Source organism: Aquimarina aggregata (assembly GCF_001632745.1).
Taxonomy (GTDB): domain Bacteria; phylum Bacteroidota; class Bacteroidia; order Flavobacteriales; family Flavobacteriaceae; genus Aquimarina; species Aquimarina aggregata.
The window spans coordinates 460184-477537 of the sequence record NZ_LQRT01000046.1; the positions used below are offsets into that span (position 1 = coordinate 460184).

Annotated in this window: 24 protein-coding genes; 15 read left to right on the forward strand and 9 right to left on the reverse strand. The window is 29.0% G+C overall.

Features of this window, described 5'->3' with window-relative positions; translation table 11 throughout:
* The first annotated feature begins 1303 nt into the window (after positions 1 to 1303).
* From AWE51_RS27160 to AWE51_RS26730, 7 genes are all read left to right on the forward strand, one after another.
* On the forward strand, positions 1304 to 1432 hold the full coding sequence (locus AWE51_RS27160) for a hypothetical protein (protein ID WP_262482912.1): 129 nt from the start codon (positions 1304 to 1306) through the stop codon (positions 1430 to 1432).
* 54 nt (positions 1433 to 1486) lie between these two features.
* Positions 1487 to 1849, forward strand: coding sequence for a hypothetical protein (locus AWE51_RS22835; RefSeq protein WP_066318695.1), 363 nt, complete (start codon positions 1487 to 1489; stop codon positions 1847 to 1849).
* A gap of 409 nt (positions 1850 to 2258) precedes the next feature.
* Positions 2259 to 2672, forward strand: coding sequence for a hypothetical protein (locus AWE51_RS22840; RefSeq protein WP_066318697.1), 414 nt, complete (start codon positions 2259 to 2261; stop codon positions 2670 to 2672).
* Between the two features lie 17 nt (positions 2673 to 2689).
* Positions 2690 to 3526 (forward strand): formate/nitrite transporter family protein, encoded by an 837-nt coding sequence (locus tag AWE51_RS22845; RefSeq protein WP_066318699.1) that lies wholly within the window; start codon positions 2690 to 2692, stop codon positions 3524 to 3526.
* 22 nt (positions 3527 to 3548) lie between these two features.
* Positions 3549 to 3848 (forward strand): HPF/RaiA family ribosome-associated protein, encoded by a 300-nt coding sequence (locus AWE51_RS22850; protein WP_066319002.1) that lies wholly within the window; start codon positions 3549 to 3551, stop codon positions 3846 to 3848.
* A gap of 11 nt (positions 3849 to 3859) precedes the next feature.
* Positions 3860 to 4540: a type 1 glutamine amidotransferase domain-containing protein gene (locus AWE51_RS22855; RefSeq protein ID WP_066318701.1), complete on the forward strand. Its 681-nt coding sequence runs from the start codon at positions 3860 to 3862 to the stop codon at positions 4538 to 4540.
* Between the two features lie 186 nt (positions 4541 to 4726).
* Positions 4727 to 4870 carry a hypothetical protein gene (locus AWE51_RS26730; protein WP_157766203.1) on the forward strand — a complete coding sequence of 48 codons (144 nt, stop codon included), beginning with the start codon at positions 4727 to 4729 and terminating at the stop codon, positions 4868 to 4870.
* A 122-nt stretch (positions 4871 to 4992) separates the two neighbouring features.
* Here the strand turns inward: AWE51_RS26730 and AWE51_RS22865 are convergent, their stop codons facing one another.
* The 3 genes from AWE51_RS22865 to AWE51_RS22870 all read right to left on the reverse strand — a co-directional run bounded on the left by AWE51_RS22865 (position 4993) and on the right by AWE51_RS22870 (position 7194).
* Entirely contained in the window at positions 4993 to 5457 is a 465-nt protein-coding gene (locus tag AWE51_RS22865; RefSeq protein WP_066318704.1) for a hypothetical protein, read from the reverse strand.
* Positions 5458 to 5652: 195 nt separating this feature from the next.
* A complete protein-coding gene (locus tag AWE51_RS26920; RefSeq protein WP_198403859.1) occupies positions 5653 to 5805 on the reverse strand; it encodes a hypothetical protein in 153 nt (50 codons plus the stop codon).
* A 27-nt stretch (positions 5806 to 5832) separates the two neighbouring features.
* Complete coding sequence (locus AWE51_RS22870; RefSeq protein WP_066318706.1) at positions 5833 to 7194, reverse strand: NAD-dependent succinate-semialdehyde dehydrogenase; 1362 nt, start codon at positions 7192 to 7194, stop codon at positions 5833 to 5835.
* A gap of 179 nt (positions 7195 to 7373) precedes the next feature.
* On the opposite strand from AWE51_RS22870, the gene AWE51_RS22875 reads away from it, so the two are divergent.
* The 3 genes from AWE51_RS22875 to AWE51_RS22885 are packed head-to-tail and all read left to right on the forward strand — an operon-like array spanning position 7374 to position 8258.
* On the forward strand, positions 7374 to 7703 hold the full coding sequence (locus tag AWE51_RS22875) for a YtxH domain-containing protein (protein WP_066318708.1): 330 nt from the start codon (positions 7374 to 7376) through the stop codon (positions 7701 to 7703).
* The gene (locus AWE51_RS22880) at positions 7703 to 8050 is read left to right on the forward strand and encodes a phage holin family protein (protein WP_066318709.1); all 348 of its coding nucleotides are present in this window, start codon (positions 7703 to 7705) and stop codon (positions 8048 to 8050) included. Before AWE51_RS22875 ends, AWE51_RS22880 begins: the two co-directional genes overlap by 1 nt.
* Positions 8051 to 8054: 4 nt before the next feature.
* Positions 8055 to 8258 carry a DUF6327 family protein gene (locus tag AWE51_RS22885; protein ID WP_066318711.1) on the forward strand — a complete coding sequence of 68 codons (204 nt, stop codon included), beginning with the start codon at positions 8055 to 8057 and terminating at the stop codon, positions 8256 to 8258.
* A gap of 5 nt (positions 8259 to 8263) precedes the next feature.
* Here AWE51_RS22885 and AWE51_RS22890 read toward each other — a convergent pair whose 3' ends face one another.
* From AWE51_RS22890 to AWE51_RS22910, 5 genes are all read right to left on the reverse strand, one after another.
* Complete coding sequence (locus tag AWE51_RS22890; protein ID WP_066318713.1) at positions 8264 to 9328, reverse strand: helix-turn-helix domain-containing protein; 1065 nt, start codon at positions 9326 to 9328, stop codon at positions 8264 to 8266.
* 193 nt (positions 9329 to 9521) lie between these two features.
* Positions 9522 to 9989, reverse strand: a complete 468-nt coding sequence (locus AWE51_RS22895) for a hypothetical protein (protein WP_066318721.1) — start codon at positions 9987 to 9989, stop codon at positions 9522 to 9524.
* A gap of 30 nt (positions 9990 to 10019) precedes the next feature.
* Positions 10020 to 10526 (reverse strand): Dps family protein, encoded by a 507-nt coding sequence (locus AWE51_RS22900; protein ID WP_066318724.1) that lies wholly within the window; start codon positions 10524 to 10526, stop codon positions 10020 to 10022.
* 248 nt (positions 10527 to 10774) lie between these two features.
* Positions 10775 to 11377, reverse strand: a complete 603-nt coding sequence (locus AWE51_RS22905) for a DUF2652 domain-containing protein (RefSeq protein WP_066318726.1) — start codon at positions 11375 to 11377, stop codon at positions 10775 to 10777.
* 17 nt (positions 11378 to 11394) lie between these two features.
* Positions 11395 to 12678, reverse strand: a complete 1284-nt coding sequence (locus AWE51_RS22910) for a DUF2254 domain-containing protein (protein ID WP_066318728.1) — start codon at positions 12676 to 12678, stop codon at positions 11395 to 11397.
* A gap of 576 nt (positions 12679 to 13254) precedes the next feature.
* On the opposite strand from AWE51_RS22910, the gene AWE51_RS22915 reads away from it, so the two are divergent.
* The 4 genes from AWE51_RS22915 (at position 13255) to AWE51_RS22930 (ending at position 16116) form a co-directional block, all read left to right on the forward strand.
* A complete protein-coding gene (locus AWE51_RS22915) occupies positions 13255 to 13830 on the forward strand; it encodes a hypothetical protein (RefSeq protein WP_066318731.1) in 576 nt (191 codons plus the stop codon).
* A 91-nt stretch (positions 13831 to 13921) separates the two neighbouring features.
* On the forward strand, positions 13922 to 14155 hold the full coding sequence (locus AWE51_RS22920) for a hypothetical protein (RefSeq protein ID WP_066318734.1): 234 nt from the start codon (positions 13922 to 13924) through the stop codon (positions 14153 to 14155).
* A 12-nt stretch (positions 14156 to 14167) separates the two neighbouring features.
* A complete protein-coding gene (locus AWE51_RS22925; RefSeq protein ID WP_066318737.1) occupies positions 14168 to 15055 on the forward strand; it encodes a mechanosensitive ion channel family protein in 888 nt (295 codons plus the stop codon).
* Positions 15056 to 15084: 29 nt separating this feature from the next.
* A complete protein-coding gene (locus tag AWE51_RS22930; protein WP_066318740.1) occupies positions 15085 to 16116 on the forward strand; it encodes an AI-2E family transporter in 1032 nt (343 codons plus the stop codon).
* A gap of 63 nt (positions 16117 to 16179) precedes the next feature.
* On the opposite strand, the gene AWE51_RS22935 is transcribed toward AWE51_RS22930, so the two are convergent.
* Entirely contained in the window at positions 16180 to 16641 is a 462-nt protein-coding gene (locus AWE51_RS22935; protein ID WP_232517439.1) for a mechanosensitive ion channel domain-containing protein, read from the reverse strand.
* Between the two features lie 364 nt (positions 16642 to 17005).
* Here AWE51_RS22935 and AWE51_RS22940 point away from each other — a divergent pair, with 364 nt between their 5' ends.
* The gene (locus AWE51_RS22940; RefSeq protein ID WP_066318745.1) at positions 17006 to 17341 is read left to right on the forward strand and encodes a hypothetical protein; all 336 of its coding nucleotides are present in this window, start codon (positions 17006 to 17008) and stop codon (positions 17339 to 17341) included.
* Positions 17342 to 17354: the final 13 nt, after the last annotated feature.

Below are 17354 nucleotides of genomic sequence, written 5' to 3' on the forward strand. Positions count from 1 at the left end.
TTAATAAAATTGACCTGGCAGGAGATTCTTCATGTCCAATAAGATCATATAATGTTGATGTTTCTTCTTGTCGCAATGGAGCATCCATCGAAACATAACTAGTGGCATTTCGCTTTGATTCTTATGTGGCAGCTATTGGAACTTCCATTTTTTTAGAAATTTCTTCATTACTCAGTGAATGCTCATGTTTCTGTTCTAGAGAAGCATATGCCTTTTTAATTTTACTAATAGTATTAATTCTATTTAAGGGGACAATCCTGAATTGCTCGGCTAACGATTCTAAATTGGATTGATGTATCCATCATACGGTATAGGAAATGAATTTAAACCCTTTAGTTTCATCAAAACATTTTGCTACTGTAACTAAACCTATGTTTTCTTCGTGAATAAGATTAGACAGCTTTAAACCTTGATTTTGGTATTGCTTGGCTACCGAAATCATAAAGCGTAAGTCAACTTGCTTATCAGTTTGTCTAAAGTTGCCACATCCACTTCTCTCATGTGTTGAGCTAGTCGTACTTCTTTATTGGTGGTAATAAGATCTAATTTAGAAACATAGTATGGTTAAATAACATTCTGCCACCCAGACCAAATTTATCCGTTGATTATCATGGATAATCAACGGTTTTTTATTTCTACAAGTCAAAGGTTAAAAATTGAATAATAAGGTATTAAATACTAAAATTACAATTTTAATAAAATGTTTTTCTTAAAACATACATAATAACTATAAAGTATATTTATTCTTAAAAAAGGCCCTTTCTGATTGAAAAAGAGTTTTTTTATAAAAACCGCACATTTTTATTGTGTACCATAAATTTTATAAAAAAACAAACAGTTTATTTGTTAATTTATTTAACAACATAGGCATTTTTTTAACACTACTTATGTTAATTACTATTGATTAAGGTTAAAGCCCGTTAAAGCACTTGACAAATGTATCTCAGACCTTATATTGTTCTTATATGAATAAGAAATTAATATTTCCCGAAAGAGTACTTTATCTTTTCTGATGCATTCCTGCACTTAGTTTTAATTATTGATTTCATACAAATCAATTTAAAATTCTGGAAAACCTTTAAATATTACTTTAAAATTTAATTCAACCCTTTTATTCAATTTTTAAAAGAATTACCTAGTACTAGCAGATATGCCATAATAATAGGTAAAATAAAAAACCAAGTAATCAATGAAATTTAAAAGAAGATTGTTCGAATCATTAACCTTTTTAATTACTTTATCAATAGCTATATATGCACTAGCCCTTATAATAATCTTGTAATTAAATTTAATAAAAAATATTATGAAAAATAAAAACAACATACAAAGACCTGGATTGAGAAAAAAATTCTTCGGAAGTAAAGCTTACTTAAGAAATATTCAAAAAAAAGTAAAAACTAGCCTAAGACCTAAAAAAGCCAATATGATTTAGTTCTTACTCAATAAACTTCGTTATAAAAAATTAAAAACATAAAAGAATAATCTCATGAGAAAAAAGAAGAAGAAATATATTTTTAAAGCATTGTCTTGGGTTGAAAAAAGACCTACAACAATTGTAAAATCGATAGCTGAAGGATACGAAAATCCAAAAACATTTACCAGCAAATCAACTAATGAAAAAATACAAGCAGATTTAGCATTTACTACCTATGGTGGAGCTAAACATTATTCGATTATTGCGTTAAAAAATAACAATATTAAAAAATTAGTGGTAAAGTGGAAAGTTTTAAGTTTTATGGCAGGAATTAAAAGAGGGAAACTTCACTTACTAGCCCCAAAAGGACATAAAGCTTTCACGAAAAGGTTAATAGAGCGCCATAACATAAATGCAGTAGTATATACTATTTAAATAACGTGTATCTGCAAACAAGTACTACAATTATTTAAATAATATATTTCAAATATGTCCTTTATAACGGTAAAAAATTCTTAACCTAGGATAAAAACAAAAATTAAACTGAAATAAGTTATTAAAAAACTCAAAATAAAAAAATACACTAACTACTGAGAAATATTTTATTAGGAAATCTTAAGCACAAATACAGCTTTCAATAATCTTAAACCTAAATAGTAAAAAAACTATCTTTTTTTTAAAATAAAAACATGATATCAATAGTACTGAAAGGCTTTTATTTCAGAAACAAAAAACCATCCCTTATCAAAAACATATAGCATATGAGTTAATCAATCTACTGTTATGACACGCGTTTCATACTTTCATAACCTATTTTTACAAAATAGTTTTAGATTGAGTGAAGATGAAAAAACGACAAGCAGATAAGATTATTTTACTCAGCATTTCAATAATACTTGCATTTGCATATACAAGTTACACCGTAAAATCATCCAAACTTGATTTAACTGGATGCTGGATTGAATCATTCAAAAATAAGAACTATAAAAAAGATTCAATAACAATCTACACACCTTGTAAACAGAATTCTTTATTACCAACTGAAAGATTTCGCTTTAAAATAAATTTAAGAAAAAATGAATCTTGTAATTATTATTTATTAGATAATAATAATTCGCATAGTATGCAATCAGGCACTTGGCTGTATAACAATAAAAACTTTATGCTCATAATCAAAAATTCAAATAATGAAATCGTAAAACTTTTTAAAGTGATAGAGATCAAAAAAAACATGCTTTATTTAGAGCTCAAAAAGTAATATAGAATAAGAAAAGTATGATAGAATCTCAAGAATTAAAAATTGATAAAACTACAAAAGACGAAGCGGTTGAAAATTCACCTATGTCACATTCTGAAATTTTGAGAGAGCAAGTATCAGAAGCACTAGATATATATGGTAAAACACATTCTAGTATTCTGTTAAGTTCTTTCTCCGCAGGCTTAGAAATCGGGTTTAGTTTTCTATTAATCTGTGTAATGACATCTTTTTTTAGTAATGAAACAAATGAGGCTGTAATATGGAAAATAAATTCATTTATATATCCAATTGGATTTATTCTCGTCGTTTTAGGTAAATCTATGCTGTTCACCGAGCAAACATCATTACTAACGTTACCTGTGTTAAATAAAAAATCAAAAATAACAGATCTTTTTAGATTATGGGGATTAGTACTTACTGGCAACATTTTTGGAGGAATGCTAATAAGTATTTTGTCCATATGGATCGGTCCTCGATTAGGTATCTTTACTATAAACATTGTTGAAAAAATTGCAGAACACGTACTTCATGAAGATCTAACAGTGATTTTTGTAAGTTCAATTCTAGCAGGTTGGCTAATGGGACTATTATCATGGTTGCTCACTTCTTCTGATAGTACAATTAGTAGGATTCTAGTAATTTATATAATTACAGCGGTAATAGGCGCTATGGGCTTACATCATAGTATTGTAGGAAATATTGAGGTTTTCTCAGGATTAATGGTATCCAAAAAAATTACAATACCAGAATATCTTTCCTTTCAATCAATTGCTATCGCAGGAAATGCAATTGGTGGAGTTGTATTTGTAGCTTTTTTAAAACACAAAGCTTTTGCCTATAACGGAAATAATTAATAATCATAGAAATAAAAATTCAATGAAAACAGTTTTTGAATACACTAATGTAAATGCAAGTGACCGATTAGAATCTCTTGCGGAAGAAAAATTAAACAATCTAAGTAACAAATATCCTTTTGTTATTCGAGCAGATATTTTTTTTAAAAAAGAAAATACAAGTGATCAAAATGGTCATGTATGTGGTATCCGTTTAAGTGCTCCTGGTCCAAGATTATTTGCATCATCAGACGAAAAAAGCTTCGAAGAAGCTATATCAAAAACTATACGAGATCTTAATGATCAATTAGAAAAACGAAAAGATAAAATGAAAACTTACTAAAAACACACACTATGAAACTATTATTTGTGCTAACATCACATGATGAATTAGGTGATACAGGAGAGAAAACAGGATTTTGGATTGAAGAATTAGCAGCCCCATATTATTACCTTGTTGACAAAGGCGCTAAAGTAACTTTAGCTTCTCCAAATGGAGGTCAACCCCCAATTGATCCAAGTAGTGATAAACCTGAAAATCAAACAGAAGCTACTAAACGATTTCATGATGATGAAAACCTACAGAAAAAGTTAAGTCAAACAATACAACTCTCTAAAATAAATGCACAAGACTACGATGCCATTTTTTACCCAGGAGGTCACGGGCCGTTATGGGATTTAGCAAATAATAAGGACTCAATTAAACTATTGCAATCATTTTATGAAAGCAATAAACCTACTGGGTTAGTATGTCATGCACCAGCAGCCTTAAAGAACGTAAGAACTGCCGATGGTGAATTTCTTGTAAAAGGAAAAAAAGTAACTGGATTTACGAATAGTGAAGAAGCTGCAGTTCAATTAACAAATATTGTCCCTTTTTTGGTAGAAGATATGCTTAAAGAAAATGGAGGGATTTTTAGTAAGGCAAATGATTGGGAATCATATACAGTACAAGATAAGAATCTTGTTACTGGTCAAAACCCAGCTTCTTCAGAAGAAGTGGCTGAAAAATTATTCAACATGTTGAATAATTAATTTTTAAAAAAATATGTACTATTTAAAAATGCAGGATGAAGTTTTCCTGCATTTTTTTTCAATAAAACACATTAAAACATAAACCAAACATGAAGTATATATACTATGTTTTTTTTAACATTTATAATGTTTTTTTCTGCAATATCTTTTCTTTTTTATGAATCTAGTTATCTACTATCTAATCATATGAAAAATGAATTTATCAGGTTTGGTCTCGATAACAAAAGAAATGTAACAGGCACACTACAGATACTTGGTGGTTTAGTAATGATTATTGGGTATTTTTATTTTGCAGGAGCCAAACGTTTAATATACTTATTTCTGCTATAATTTACATTGTAATGATTATATAATTCATCAAAAGTAATTTTAGATATTATCATTTAATACATTCATTTTTTTTCACTTGCATTTAACTAATTTATAATGATAACTTTTGATAATATGTTTGTTTAATCCACAAATACCAATTGAGATTCAAAAGGTTCTGACCATTTTGATACTCTATCTATAGCTGGTATTAGCGTAGCAAATACTTCGAATTTTCTAGTATATATAGAAGTGTTATCCTGTAGTTTACCTAATTTCATTGTCATTGGTGTTTTGATAATTTTACTTGTCTTGTTCGCTTCATCTGATTTTATAAGTACACTTTGCTTACACAAAAAATCATCTTTTCTTTCATTTCTTGCGACTCTAAACACTTTTGTATCGTCCCAATTAGAAATCAATACTGGAATATCCTTTTCTCCATGTACATCATATACAAAAAGATGTAATAGATATTCCATGTTTCCTGAGATATCTAAAGAATGAAATTCAATTTGAGTCTTAACTATTATTGTATTGGTCCTATGATCGTCTACTTGAACATATTCTGGAATCTTGTCAAGGGTTACTTCAACTATTTTTGCCATATTATTATTTTATAAGGTTAAAAAAGGAACCAGATTTTACCCAGTTCCTTTTTGAAAAATCACTCTCACTTCATCACACGTATCAAACCACTATTGGCTCGCCATAAATATTGCTTGTCTATATTCTTTAGATATTACTAAATAGAGTGATCCTATTTATTTAATTAGGTGTATACGCTAATAAATACTCTATGATTAAAAAACGTCTAAAAAAATTCCAGATGCAATCACTCCTGTAATTAGTAAAATTAGTACAGCTACAATAAACTTAGTTCCTAATTTCGTTTTAGTATTTTTTTGAAAAATATAATCTCTACGTTCTTCTTCTTCTTCTTTTACAAATTTCATTTTTATGTTTTTTAAATTAAACGTTACTTATTTTATATATACTGTCTTTTTATTAACGAATTCTAAAATTCCTTCTCTGGAAAGTTCTCTTCCGTATCCCGAATTTTTAGTTCCGCCAAAAGGTAATCTCGGATCTGATTTCACCATTTCGTTAATAAACAATGCACCATCTTCAACATTTCCTATTTGTTTTCTAGCCTCTTCAATATCATTTGTGAATAGCATTGTACCAAGTCCAAAAGTAGAATTTGCTGCCATGTTGATAGCTTCTTCTCTAGTTTTTACTTTTATTATCGAGGCTACTGGTCCAAACACTTCTTCATCAAAAACTGGCATCCCAGGAACGACGTCTACTAAAATCGTCGGCTCAAAAAATGCTTTATCCCGTTTATTACCTATTAAAACCTTAGCTCCTTTTTGAACAGATTCATCTACTTGACGTTGTATTTCTTCAGCAAGATCAACTCTGGCTAACGTTCCTAGTTCTGTTTTAAGATCTAATGGATCTCCTATTCTAATATCACTTAGTGCTCGTTTGAATTTCATCAAAAACTCTTCGTAAATACTCTCTACGACAATAAATCGTTTAGCTGCTATACAACTTTGTCCAGCATTTTGTAGTCTTGATTTGATCATGCTATCCATATAAGTTTCAAGATCAGCATCTTCCCAAACCACACAGGCGTTGTTACCTCCTAGCTCTAATACTGTTTTCTTGAGGTTTTTTCCTGCTATTGCGGCTATAGCCCGACCAGCTTTCTCACTACCTGTTAGGCTTACTGCCTTTACCCAATCGTTTTCTATAATGGTTTCTACTTGTTTATGAGTAACAAATAAAGTTTGAAAACAACCTTTAGGGTATCCTGCTTCTTCAAAAAGACCTTGAATAGCTAGAGCACATCCAGATACATTATTTGCGTGCTTAAGCAATATTGTATTTCCGGCAGTTATTGTTGGAATAGCAAAACGTATTACTTGCCAAAAAGGATAATTCCAAGGCATGATACCTAAAATTGAACCTAGGGGATCATAACTAACAAAACTTTCCTGTCCTTCGGTTTCGATTAATTCATCCGCCAAAAATAGTTCTGTATTCTTTTCATAAAAATCAATCAACCAAATACATTTTTCAATTTCAGCAATACTTTCCCTGTAGGGCTTACCCATTTCCATAGTAATAAGATTTGCATATTGCTCTTTTTGCTGATCCAATATACCAGCCATTTCTGTTAAAAATTTAATTCGATTTAGCAAAGGTTGTTTTCTCCAATCTAAAAATGCTTCTTTAGATGTTTTCAACATAAAATATAATTCATCATCATCGTACATTTCATATTCTTTCAAAACCTCTTCAGTAAAAGGATGTATAGTCTTTATTATATTATCCATGGTATATACCTTTATTTGTTGTACAAATATAAATTCGTAACCATTCTTACATTAACGCTATTGAAATAAATGTTAATTCGTTTACGAAAATTCATTTACGTTAACATCCCTATGATTTGAGTCAAAAGCAATACTTGTTTTTTAAGAAATTTGTAATGAACAATTAAAAAATATAAACAATGAGCAATAGTAGTAATACATTTTTAGGAATTTTGGCAGGAACAGCAATTGGTGCTACCTTGGGTATTTTGTTTGCTCCAGATAAAGGGGTTAATACAAGAAGACGAATAGCAGATGAGGCTCAAGCAACCAAAGAGCAATTGGCTAAGGAAGCATCTAATTTACAGCATACAATTGCAAATACAGTTTCCAATCAAAAAGAGACATTAGACACAAAAATAGAATCTTTGGTTTCAGATGCGAGTTACAAGGCCGATGATGTGATTAGTTCTCTTGAGAAAAAATTAAATGAATTAAAAGTAAAAAATAAAAAATTACAGAAATCATAATGGGAGTTCTTAATGTCGTAAACGAAAAATCAAATAAAGCCTTTGATTCAGGAGAATCTTATGTAAAAACCTCTCAAGAATATTACAAACTCAAAGCTTTTCAACAACTAGCGAAAGCATTTTCACTCTTGAGCAAGCTAGCCATAATTGGTGGCTTGCTTTTTCTTGGGTTAATATTTCTAACTGTATCTGGAGCAATTTGGCTAGGCCAGATTATAGGTAGTGCTGCATTGGCTTGTTTAATAATGGCCACTACACTTTTTGTTTTTACAGGAATTGCCTATTTAATTCGTAAACAAATTGATAAAAATATAATTAAAAAAATGTCTAAAGATTTTTTTGACTAATCACATGAAAAAAACATATACCTCTTTTAAAGAAATAGAACAAGATTTGCGTAAACTGAATTTACAACGTCAAATACACCTTGAAGAAGTTAAGCTCATAAAATCAGAGTTCAAAGAAGAATTACAACCTTACCAATGGGTTTCTACAATTTTTAGTGCCGTAAAAAAATATGGCACTTTCTACCTGATCAAAAAACTTTTTAAATAGTGATTTTAAGAAACTACCTCTACTTCATCTACAGGCAGCTCTGTTCGACTCTTAAAATCATTTGGGCTTATATCGTACTTTTCTTTAAAAATTTTTGAAAAGTAACTCCTGCTACTAAAACCAATTGAATATACTATTTCCGATATATTCATTTCGGTAGTTCTGATAAGATCTCTTGCAGCTTCGAGTCGCACATGACGTATATACTCTGTAACTGTTCTAGCATATAATAATTTAAAACCTTCCTGAAGTTTTGCTTGCGGTAGACCAGTTTCTTCTGATAACTGATCTAAAGAATAATCTTTTGCTACATCTTTAATTATCCTTTTTGCCAGATTACGTATTAGTTTTAATTCTCTTTTCAATAGTGATGTCGATAAAACTTCTTCTTTCATCGCTCGATCATGTTGTTGTATATGCATGGATAAAATCTGATAGATCATTCCCTCTATCTGCAAAATTCTAATCATGCCTTTTTGTTTTATTTTTCGTAATGCATCTATTTTATCCGCTAATTTTAAGTTAAACGTACCAAAGTAAGCGAAGGCATTTTCATGATCCTCATCAATAAACACTTTATAAAGTTTTTCATTGAGTTGAGAAACATTGTTTAAACGTTTTTTTAAGTATTTTTTTCTAGAAATCTGAATTACATTAATTTCTAATTTCTCTTCTTTAGGAAAATAACCGTAATTATATCCACCATCTCTACTTGTTATAATTACAGATTGAAACTGTTCTAATGTATGTATATCTTTTTGATAGCCAAAACGATGACCACAACTACCAGATAAACAATACGCAAAATGGATTGGATTATACTCAGAAGCATCCATAACTAGAACATATTCTTTATGAAATATAATATCATATTCTAGAAGATTTACACCCCAGTCAAATGTAATAAAACGAATAGTCCCATGAGCATTAAGGTTATTAACAGTAAGTATATACTCTCCCCATCGCTCTTCAATTTTACCACCTATTACTTCTTGAATTTGCCTAACAGTTCCTTCTGTATCTTTGGCAGTTATATTTATTTTATGAGCTATATTTGAATCAATGTGCATGAGCAAAAATTCTTAAGATGAATTACTTTTGTTTAACTAAAATACAAAAATAATAAACAAAATTAATTATTGATCTTTTCTTATCGATATTTTAATAAGATACGTAGAAATACGTTAAAAACTATTAGAAATCAATTATATATAAAAAGCTCCCTGAAAAAGGAGCTTTTTATATATAATTGAAAGTCTGTTTTTAGATAGAATCAAATGCATCTACAAAAAAATAGTCCCTGTCTTCATTATTAACAAAATAAAGTCCTTCTCCAAAAATATATTCTACGTTTTTTTTATCTACAACAACTTTAAATCCTCTATTTGTTGGTTGTAATTCAAAACTATCATTACTATCCTTATTATACCTTAGTACTATGTATTTGTCATAATCATCATATTGATCATTATCAATATAAATTAATTTTGTTACTTGTGATAGGCTTTTCTTTCTCTCCTGATTTAACTTCCCTTCTTCAGTAGACTTTAATTTTATAGGTGTTTTACTTGTTTTATATATTGTTATCTTATAAGGAATAGATTTTCCATCTTTCTTGAATTCGAAAGTCTTGGTAGTTGTAGTTTTGATTATTTCTGTATTACTTTGGGCGATAGCTCCTTGTAAAGTAAATACAATTAATAATGTTGTAATAATTTTTATTATTTTCATAGTGTAAATTTTAAATAGTTTTTCTTTTTATTATGCTTGGCTAATCATACTGGTATCCAAATGATCTGAAGTATTTTTTGACCAAGCGTTTAACATCCAACTTGATTTTTCTAATTCTCTTATATAAGCTCCTATCAAATCTATAGTTCCCTCATCCTCTGATTCGTTTGCATGTCTTAGAATCACACGCATCTGAGTCAATAGTTTTTTATGATCCCCTAGAAGTTCTTCAACCATTTCTACATCTTTCATCAAGGGTGTAATTTCTTCTATACTAGCCATTTTAATATATTCTTTAAACTGACTTACCGGATGGTGTTGTAAGGTTAAAACACGCTCTGCGATTTCATCTATCTTAACTTTAGCATCATTATATAATTCTTCAAACTTTACATGTAAGTCAAAGAAATTCTTTCCTAAAATATTCCAGTGAAACCCTCTTAATTTTTGATAATATATATTGTAGTCCGCTAACAAAATGTTTAGCTCTAATACTACAGGTAAAAGCTTTTTCTCATTCATATTCAAATAATTCATAGCAATTTTTTTAGATTAATAATATATTTAATTGAACAACAGGATAATCATATCCCTTATTATTCATTACAAAGATACCATGCATAAGATGTCATCTTTTGCTCATATACTATTTATCTTAACTCTATCGTAAGGAAAGAAAATAATGGATAAGAGTTTTAAAAAACAATTCTAAAACTTCAAAACAATACATGTGAAAATTTCTACAAGATTAAATGTATTATTATAAAATTGTAGCAACACCATTGTTATTCAACTAAAGGTTCTAGGTTAATATAGCTGTAATTGATTTCGCCTATATGTTTATATTTGGTTTCGCGATCATGAAGTTCGCCCCAGCCAAAATTTCGATCAATAGTTTCATCTCTAAATTCTGATAATAAATCTTCTGAAAGCAATATATATTCATCTATTGGAATTTTATTTTTTAATAGTCTGTGAGCAATTATAACATCTTCCCCCATAAGTTTTATGTTTTTACCTATAGGAACTGCACTAATCTCCTGACCATAATGTAAAACAATTTTTAAACCAAGAATTTCTGGAATATTGATTCCTTCATTGTGATTTTTATATTGTTTATGGAGTATCTTTAATTGGTCATAAAACTCAGTATAAAATAACCTACATTGATAAACTAACTCTGCGAACGTTGGTAATGGTCCTGTTTTGTAAAATAAAATTGCATCTCCTTCAATTTCTGAAACTTTAAGGTCTAATTTATTGGCATAGATTACTCTATTTAGTAGTGAAGGTATCACTTTAGCACTTAATTCTATATTAGTAGTGCTCATAAACTGAGTAAAACCACTAATATCAGGTATACATAATAAGGTAGGTGTTGCTTCCATATATTGAAGAAATAGAATTATTTTTCTAATAAGTCTAAGATACGTTTTAGATCATGATTATTACTTATATTATTCTTTAAATCGTTTTTTAAAGCTATAATTTCATTTTGTATTGCTTCTTTATGCCTCGGATAAATTTCTTTGCTATTTCTAATAAAAATCAAAGCGTTCAAAAGTTCATATGAAACTGCACTATCTGCTTTTGCATAAATACGAATTGGCTCAATTACAATACGCATTAATTCTAAAGCACTAATTTTATTATGAATAACTACAATTTGACAATCAAAAATGTCTTTTATCGTTTTTGGCTTAATTTTTAATGCTTGGTGTACTAACTGTCCTAATTTAGAAATAGCGTTAATTGCTGTTCCTGGGTCATTAACACCTGGTGACAATGCTTTTACAGCCACTTCCGTCAATTTTATCATATTACCTACTCCGCTATCTTTATCATGCCTGTTAGACAATATATAAAGAGATGTATAGAGTGATTTTAGTTCTTCTTGAGAAATAGGTTCTTTAATACGAATTACAGGGTCTCCTTTCCAAATATGTTGATCTATATATGGAACTATCTCTAGTATATTGTTTTTACTTTTCAAAGAATCTTGTGCCAATGCGATATCAAAAGATCGATAATAACCTGTTGTCTTACTACGAATGATTTTCCAGTGCTGAAATGAAGTATTTTGATTTTTGAAGTTTATGTCCTCTTGTTCTTGTTCTTCTTTTTTTAATAATTTATAACCTGATACATAAATCTTATCTATAATATTATGTATTTGTATTGATTGAGATATACTATGAATAAAATAGACAAACAACCCAATACAAAACGCTCCCAATACTGCTGCTATCATTACAGAAAAACCCACTGCATTTTTAGAAGAACCATAAGCACCTAAAGACATTAAAATAATTATCGTGTATAATATTGTTCCTATATAAAAACCTAATATGATTTGATGTTTTTTATTTGAAATTAATCCTGGTAAGAGTCTTGGAGAAAAGTTAGAAGAAGCCTGATTTAAAACCACCATAACCATTGTGAAGCTAAAAACAGTTAACGATAATATTCCTCCAAACAATGTAGAAAGAATTGTTCTAGCCGTTTCGTTGCCTTGAACCAGAAGGAAAGGCACTTGTTTTTTAAATGTATTGATTATTTCTAAATTCTCTAAAAACAATAAAATGATTGCTAAAAAAAAGAACCCTACACTTATTAATATTGGATAAAATGCAATACTATTTACTATTCTACTCTTTGTTTTTTTAAAAAGTTTCAACGTTGATTTCATAGTAGTCTATCTGTTTTCTAATAATAGTTTACCGATACTCTGGATTTTCAAAACCCCATCGAATATCGCCATCTCATTCTTTTCAAGAGTTTTCACAATACGAATATCCGTTTTGTTGTTTTAACAAACTTAAAAGATGTAACGGGTTGTATAAGTACAATAATGAACCATACCTCTTTTTGCTTTTTTATCATTTCGCATTAAAGCACAATTCATATACAAGCCTTTAGGGCCCGAAAAATCAGGTTTTAAAAAAAACTCATACTGTATCAATTTAAAGAATTGTTTCAAATACAAGGTCATAAATTAAAATCTAGTTTAAGTGCCCAATTACTATGTTTATTACCTCAATTACTATTAGTAGATCTTTGACAATATTTCAATCTAACGATCAAAACAGTCAATCAAAATTGTATATGCGCACAACTTATCAAAACATCGGCTATACTTTTGTGATATTAAAAATAAGGGCTGCTGTCTAAATATGAAACTCATAAAATATTTTACTAGAGCAAATGTAATCTGTTAATACATGGTAGTCCTTATCATTATTTAAACTAAAAAACCTTTTTTATTATGAAAAATTTTATAGGAATAACTATGATTATTCTTTTATTAAGTAGCTGTGATGTACAACAAAAAAAAGAAGCAAAATTACCCGATGTAGATATAGATGTAGAAACTAAAGCAGGTCAACTACCAACCTTTGATATTGATTGGGCTGATGTTAATGTTGGTACAAAAACAAGAAAAGTAACAATTCCTAAAGTTGTAATTGTAATGGAGGAAGAGGAAATCGAAGTACCTTACATTGATGTTGATATGCCAAATACTGGAGAAAAAGAAGAATTAACATTAACTGTAGAAGCTGAAGTTACAGATAAAGAGCACTCTATTGATATCAAGGAAATTATAGCGTCTAACGATAAATTATATGTTATTTCTGAATTAAAAGAATTAGATCAAGAGTTAGGTGATAAAAAATTAAGAGTATCCGATCGCATCATTTTGAATGCTCCCGATCTTAACGTAAAACATATTATCATGGGGGAAAAGCCAGATAGAGTGTTTAATGATCAATTTAAATATGTAAAAGATATTGATTCTTTTAAATCAAAACTTAAAAAATCTAAAGTGATTTTCTCTAAATAGTATATCTAATTCCAGATAGATATGGTTAATTGAAGAAATGGCCTCTTTATATTTAATTTAAGAGGCCGTTTTTGTTTTAAAAGACATTATAATGAACGCAAATTTTACAGACACAAAATTTATACTTCAGATTATCAAAATACCTGAAATGGTAATTGATAAATTAAATTTAGTTTACACAAATGATAAAAACTTGATTACAAGTGCATTAAAGCACACTGAAGGTTTTCAATATTTCTTAAATGATTTCACTAATTCAGAATACTCTATTTTAAAGCTATTAGAGAGTTATGCATCTACATTTTTAAAAACCATCAAACAATAAAAATTAATACTAATGAATAATAAACTAATCAATGCTTGGAACAAGATGTATGAAAAACTAGAGTCTTGGCTAGATTCTATAGTAATAAACTTACCTAATATTTTGATTGCTATTTTTGTATTCATTGTCGCACTTGTTGCCTCTAAATATATTAGCAAATTAGCAGAAAAAATACTTAACAAAAGTAAGCTGCAACCATCGATGAAAAACCTAATCTCAAAATTTATTTCTATAGCTGTAGTTATAATAGGGTTATTTTTGATTTTAGGCATTCTTAATCTAGACAAGGCATTAAATACTATTCTCGCTGGTGCCGGAGTTGCTGGTCTTGCGGTAGGTTTAGCTCTTCAAGGAGCATTAGCTAATACTTATTCAGGTATTATTCTTTCTTATATCAAACATATTAAATTTGGAGACTGGATAGAAACCAATGACTACCAAGGAGAAGTTATTGATATTGATTTACGTGCAGTTACTATAAAACAAGTAGACAATAATTTAGTATACATACCCAATAAACTAGTAGTAGATAACCCCATTAAAAATTACTCAACTACAGCACAATCACGTGTTATTTTAGAGTGTGGAGTCGGATATGAATCAGATTTACGATTTGTAGAAAAACTAACAAAAGAAATTATAGTATCAAATTTTGAAGCAGTTCAAGAAAAAGATGATGTTTTATTTTTGTGGAGAGAGTTTGGAGATAGCTCAATTAGTTATGAACTTCGCTTTTGGATTAACTCTACATCTGCTTTAGAAGTTGCTAAAGCTAAAAGTGAAACTATGATATTAATGAAAGAAGCATATGATAAGAATAATATTAATATTCCGTTCCCAATACGAACGTTAGATTTTCCTAAAGATTTTAATTTCAAAAAAGTAACTCAAGAAACATAAAAACCTATTTAATCAATCAAAAACAATAAATGAAAAGTATTAGCCCAAACATCATACGCCAGATATTTGTATTACTACTTATCTTCTTAATTGGAGGACTTATTTTTAGAGAAATTTTACCTTACCTGTCTGGTATACTAGGTGCAATTACTATCTATGTGATCTTACGTAAGTGGATGGTAAAATTAGTGCAAAAAGGTTGGAATTCAGACCTTGCAGCACTCACATTAATGTCTGGTTCTTTTGTTGGTATATTAATGCCAGTTATAGGGGTCTTATTCATGTTAAGTAATAAAATTGGTGATGTTACTGAAAATTCTAAAATAATTGTTATTGCATTAAAAAAACGTCTAGATACCTGGGAAAATCAATTTGGTTATGACATTAGTTCACAAATGGATCCAGAAGCGGTTTCTTCATGGATTACAGAAAATTTGCAAAATTTTGCTGGAGGGACATTTAATGTATTTATCTCTATTGGAATTATGTATTTTTTACTCTATTATATGTTTACTAATCGACGGAAATTAAGAGAATCTCTTTTTGATTACATCCCTATTAATGATCATAATTTGAAAATTATAGGTGATGAAAGTCAGAAAATGGTTAGATCCAATGCTATTGGCATCCCATTGGTCGCAATCATACAAGGCGTAGTGGCTCTTGCTGGTTTTTTGGTTTTTGGCATAGAAGATCCGTTTTTTTGGTTTGTAATTGTTACAATTGGATCTATGATTCCTTTTGTTGGAACATTAATCGCTATTATACCTGTCTTTATAATTACCCATTCTATGGGGCAAGTTTTTGAAGCATGGAGTATTTTAATATATGGTCTGATCGTTGTTGGCTCTTCTGATAATTTAGTTCGTTTATATGTTTTAAAAAGGTTAGATAACGTGCATCCAATAATAACTCTTATTGGAGTAATCGTTGGTGTTCCTTTATTTGGTTTTATAGGACTCATTTTTGGACCACTACTCATGAGCTTATTCCTAATAGTCGTTCAGATTTATAAATCCGAATATGGTAAATCAAACATTTTGGGAGATGAAAAATTATAAGAGCTCTATTATATACTAGTAACTATCGGTGAGATAATAGAAATATAACTGATCAGTAGCTCTCTATTGATTTTTCAATTCTCTTTTGTCTAAAATTTCAATCCCCTTTTGTATAACAAGAGAATTGGGCAATGTAATACTTCTGTTATCATCTGTATGTAAAAAAAAATAAAAACCGGTAATGTCTTTAACCTCTCCTGTCCAGTCAAAATCTTTATCTAAAATCCTAATACGATCCCCTATTCTTACGGGATGACTGAAAAATAAAATTACACTAGCTGTTAGATTTGAAAGAATTGACCATTGTGCAAAAAAACCGACACCTAAAACAGCTAAAATAGAAGAAACAAAGACTATAAATTGTTTATGGTCCACTCCCCAAATAATAGCCAAAAAAGAGATTCCTGTGATATAAAATATAAGATAACTTAAATTAAAAATAACTTTTCTGCGATTAGCATCTATTGATTTTACAAAACTAAATTTCCGTATAGCTCTTTTAGTAAAAAAAACTATTATTACCATTATTAAAACGAAAATTAAAGTGTAAAGTAGCTGCTGCTTATATATTAACATACGAGTAATTTATTATGAATACACATAAATTTATTTTTACAAAATAATAGAAACGCAATTGTACTGCTGAATACTTGTTTTTTTGATAAAGTAACAACATTAGACTAAATCAATACTATTTTTATTTCTCTCAAATTATCATTCTTTTCATCTCCACAATATTAATAAATATTGTTAATTCTTATTTGAAACAAATTGAAAAAAATACTTCAAATTAATATCTCAAATTATCAATACCATTAAACTAAATTGCAAATGCATTAACCCTCTTTATAGACTTATCCTATATTCATAATACCAATATAGATATACTATGGAAAAAGAGAACATTATCAATGCACTTGTAAAATGTGCTATTATCTGCAGAAAATCAGGATTTAATTGTTTAAAAGAAGATAATATAGACCCACTAAAAAGCTGTATTGAGATAAATGTACTTACTGCAGAAACCTGTGAACGTATTGTCGAGATAATGATTGTTTCTAACACTGTTAAACTAAATAAACTCATAAAACAATGCGAAAGACAACTTTTATTGTGTATGTCTGAATGTAGTAAACATGACAATGAACATTGCTTAATATCAGTCGAAGCCTGTAAAGAATGTGCAATAGCATGCCAAAATTTTATCCAAAACCAAACATTATGACTGATGTTAAAAG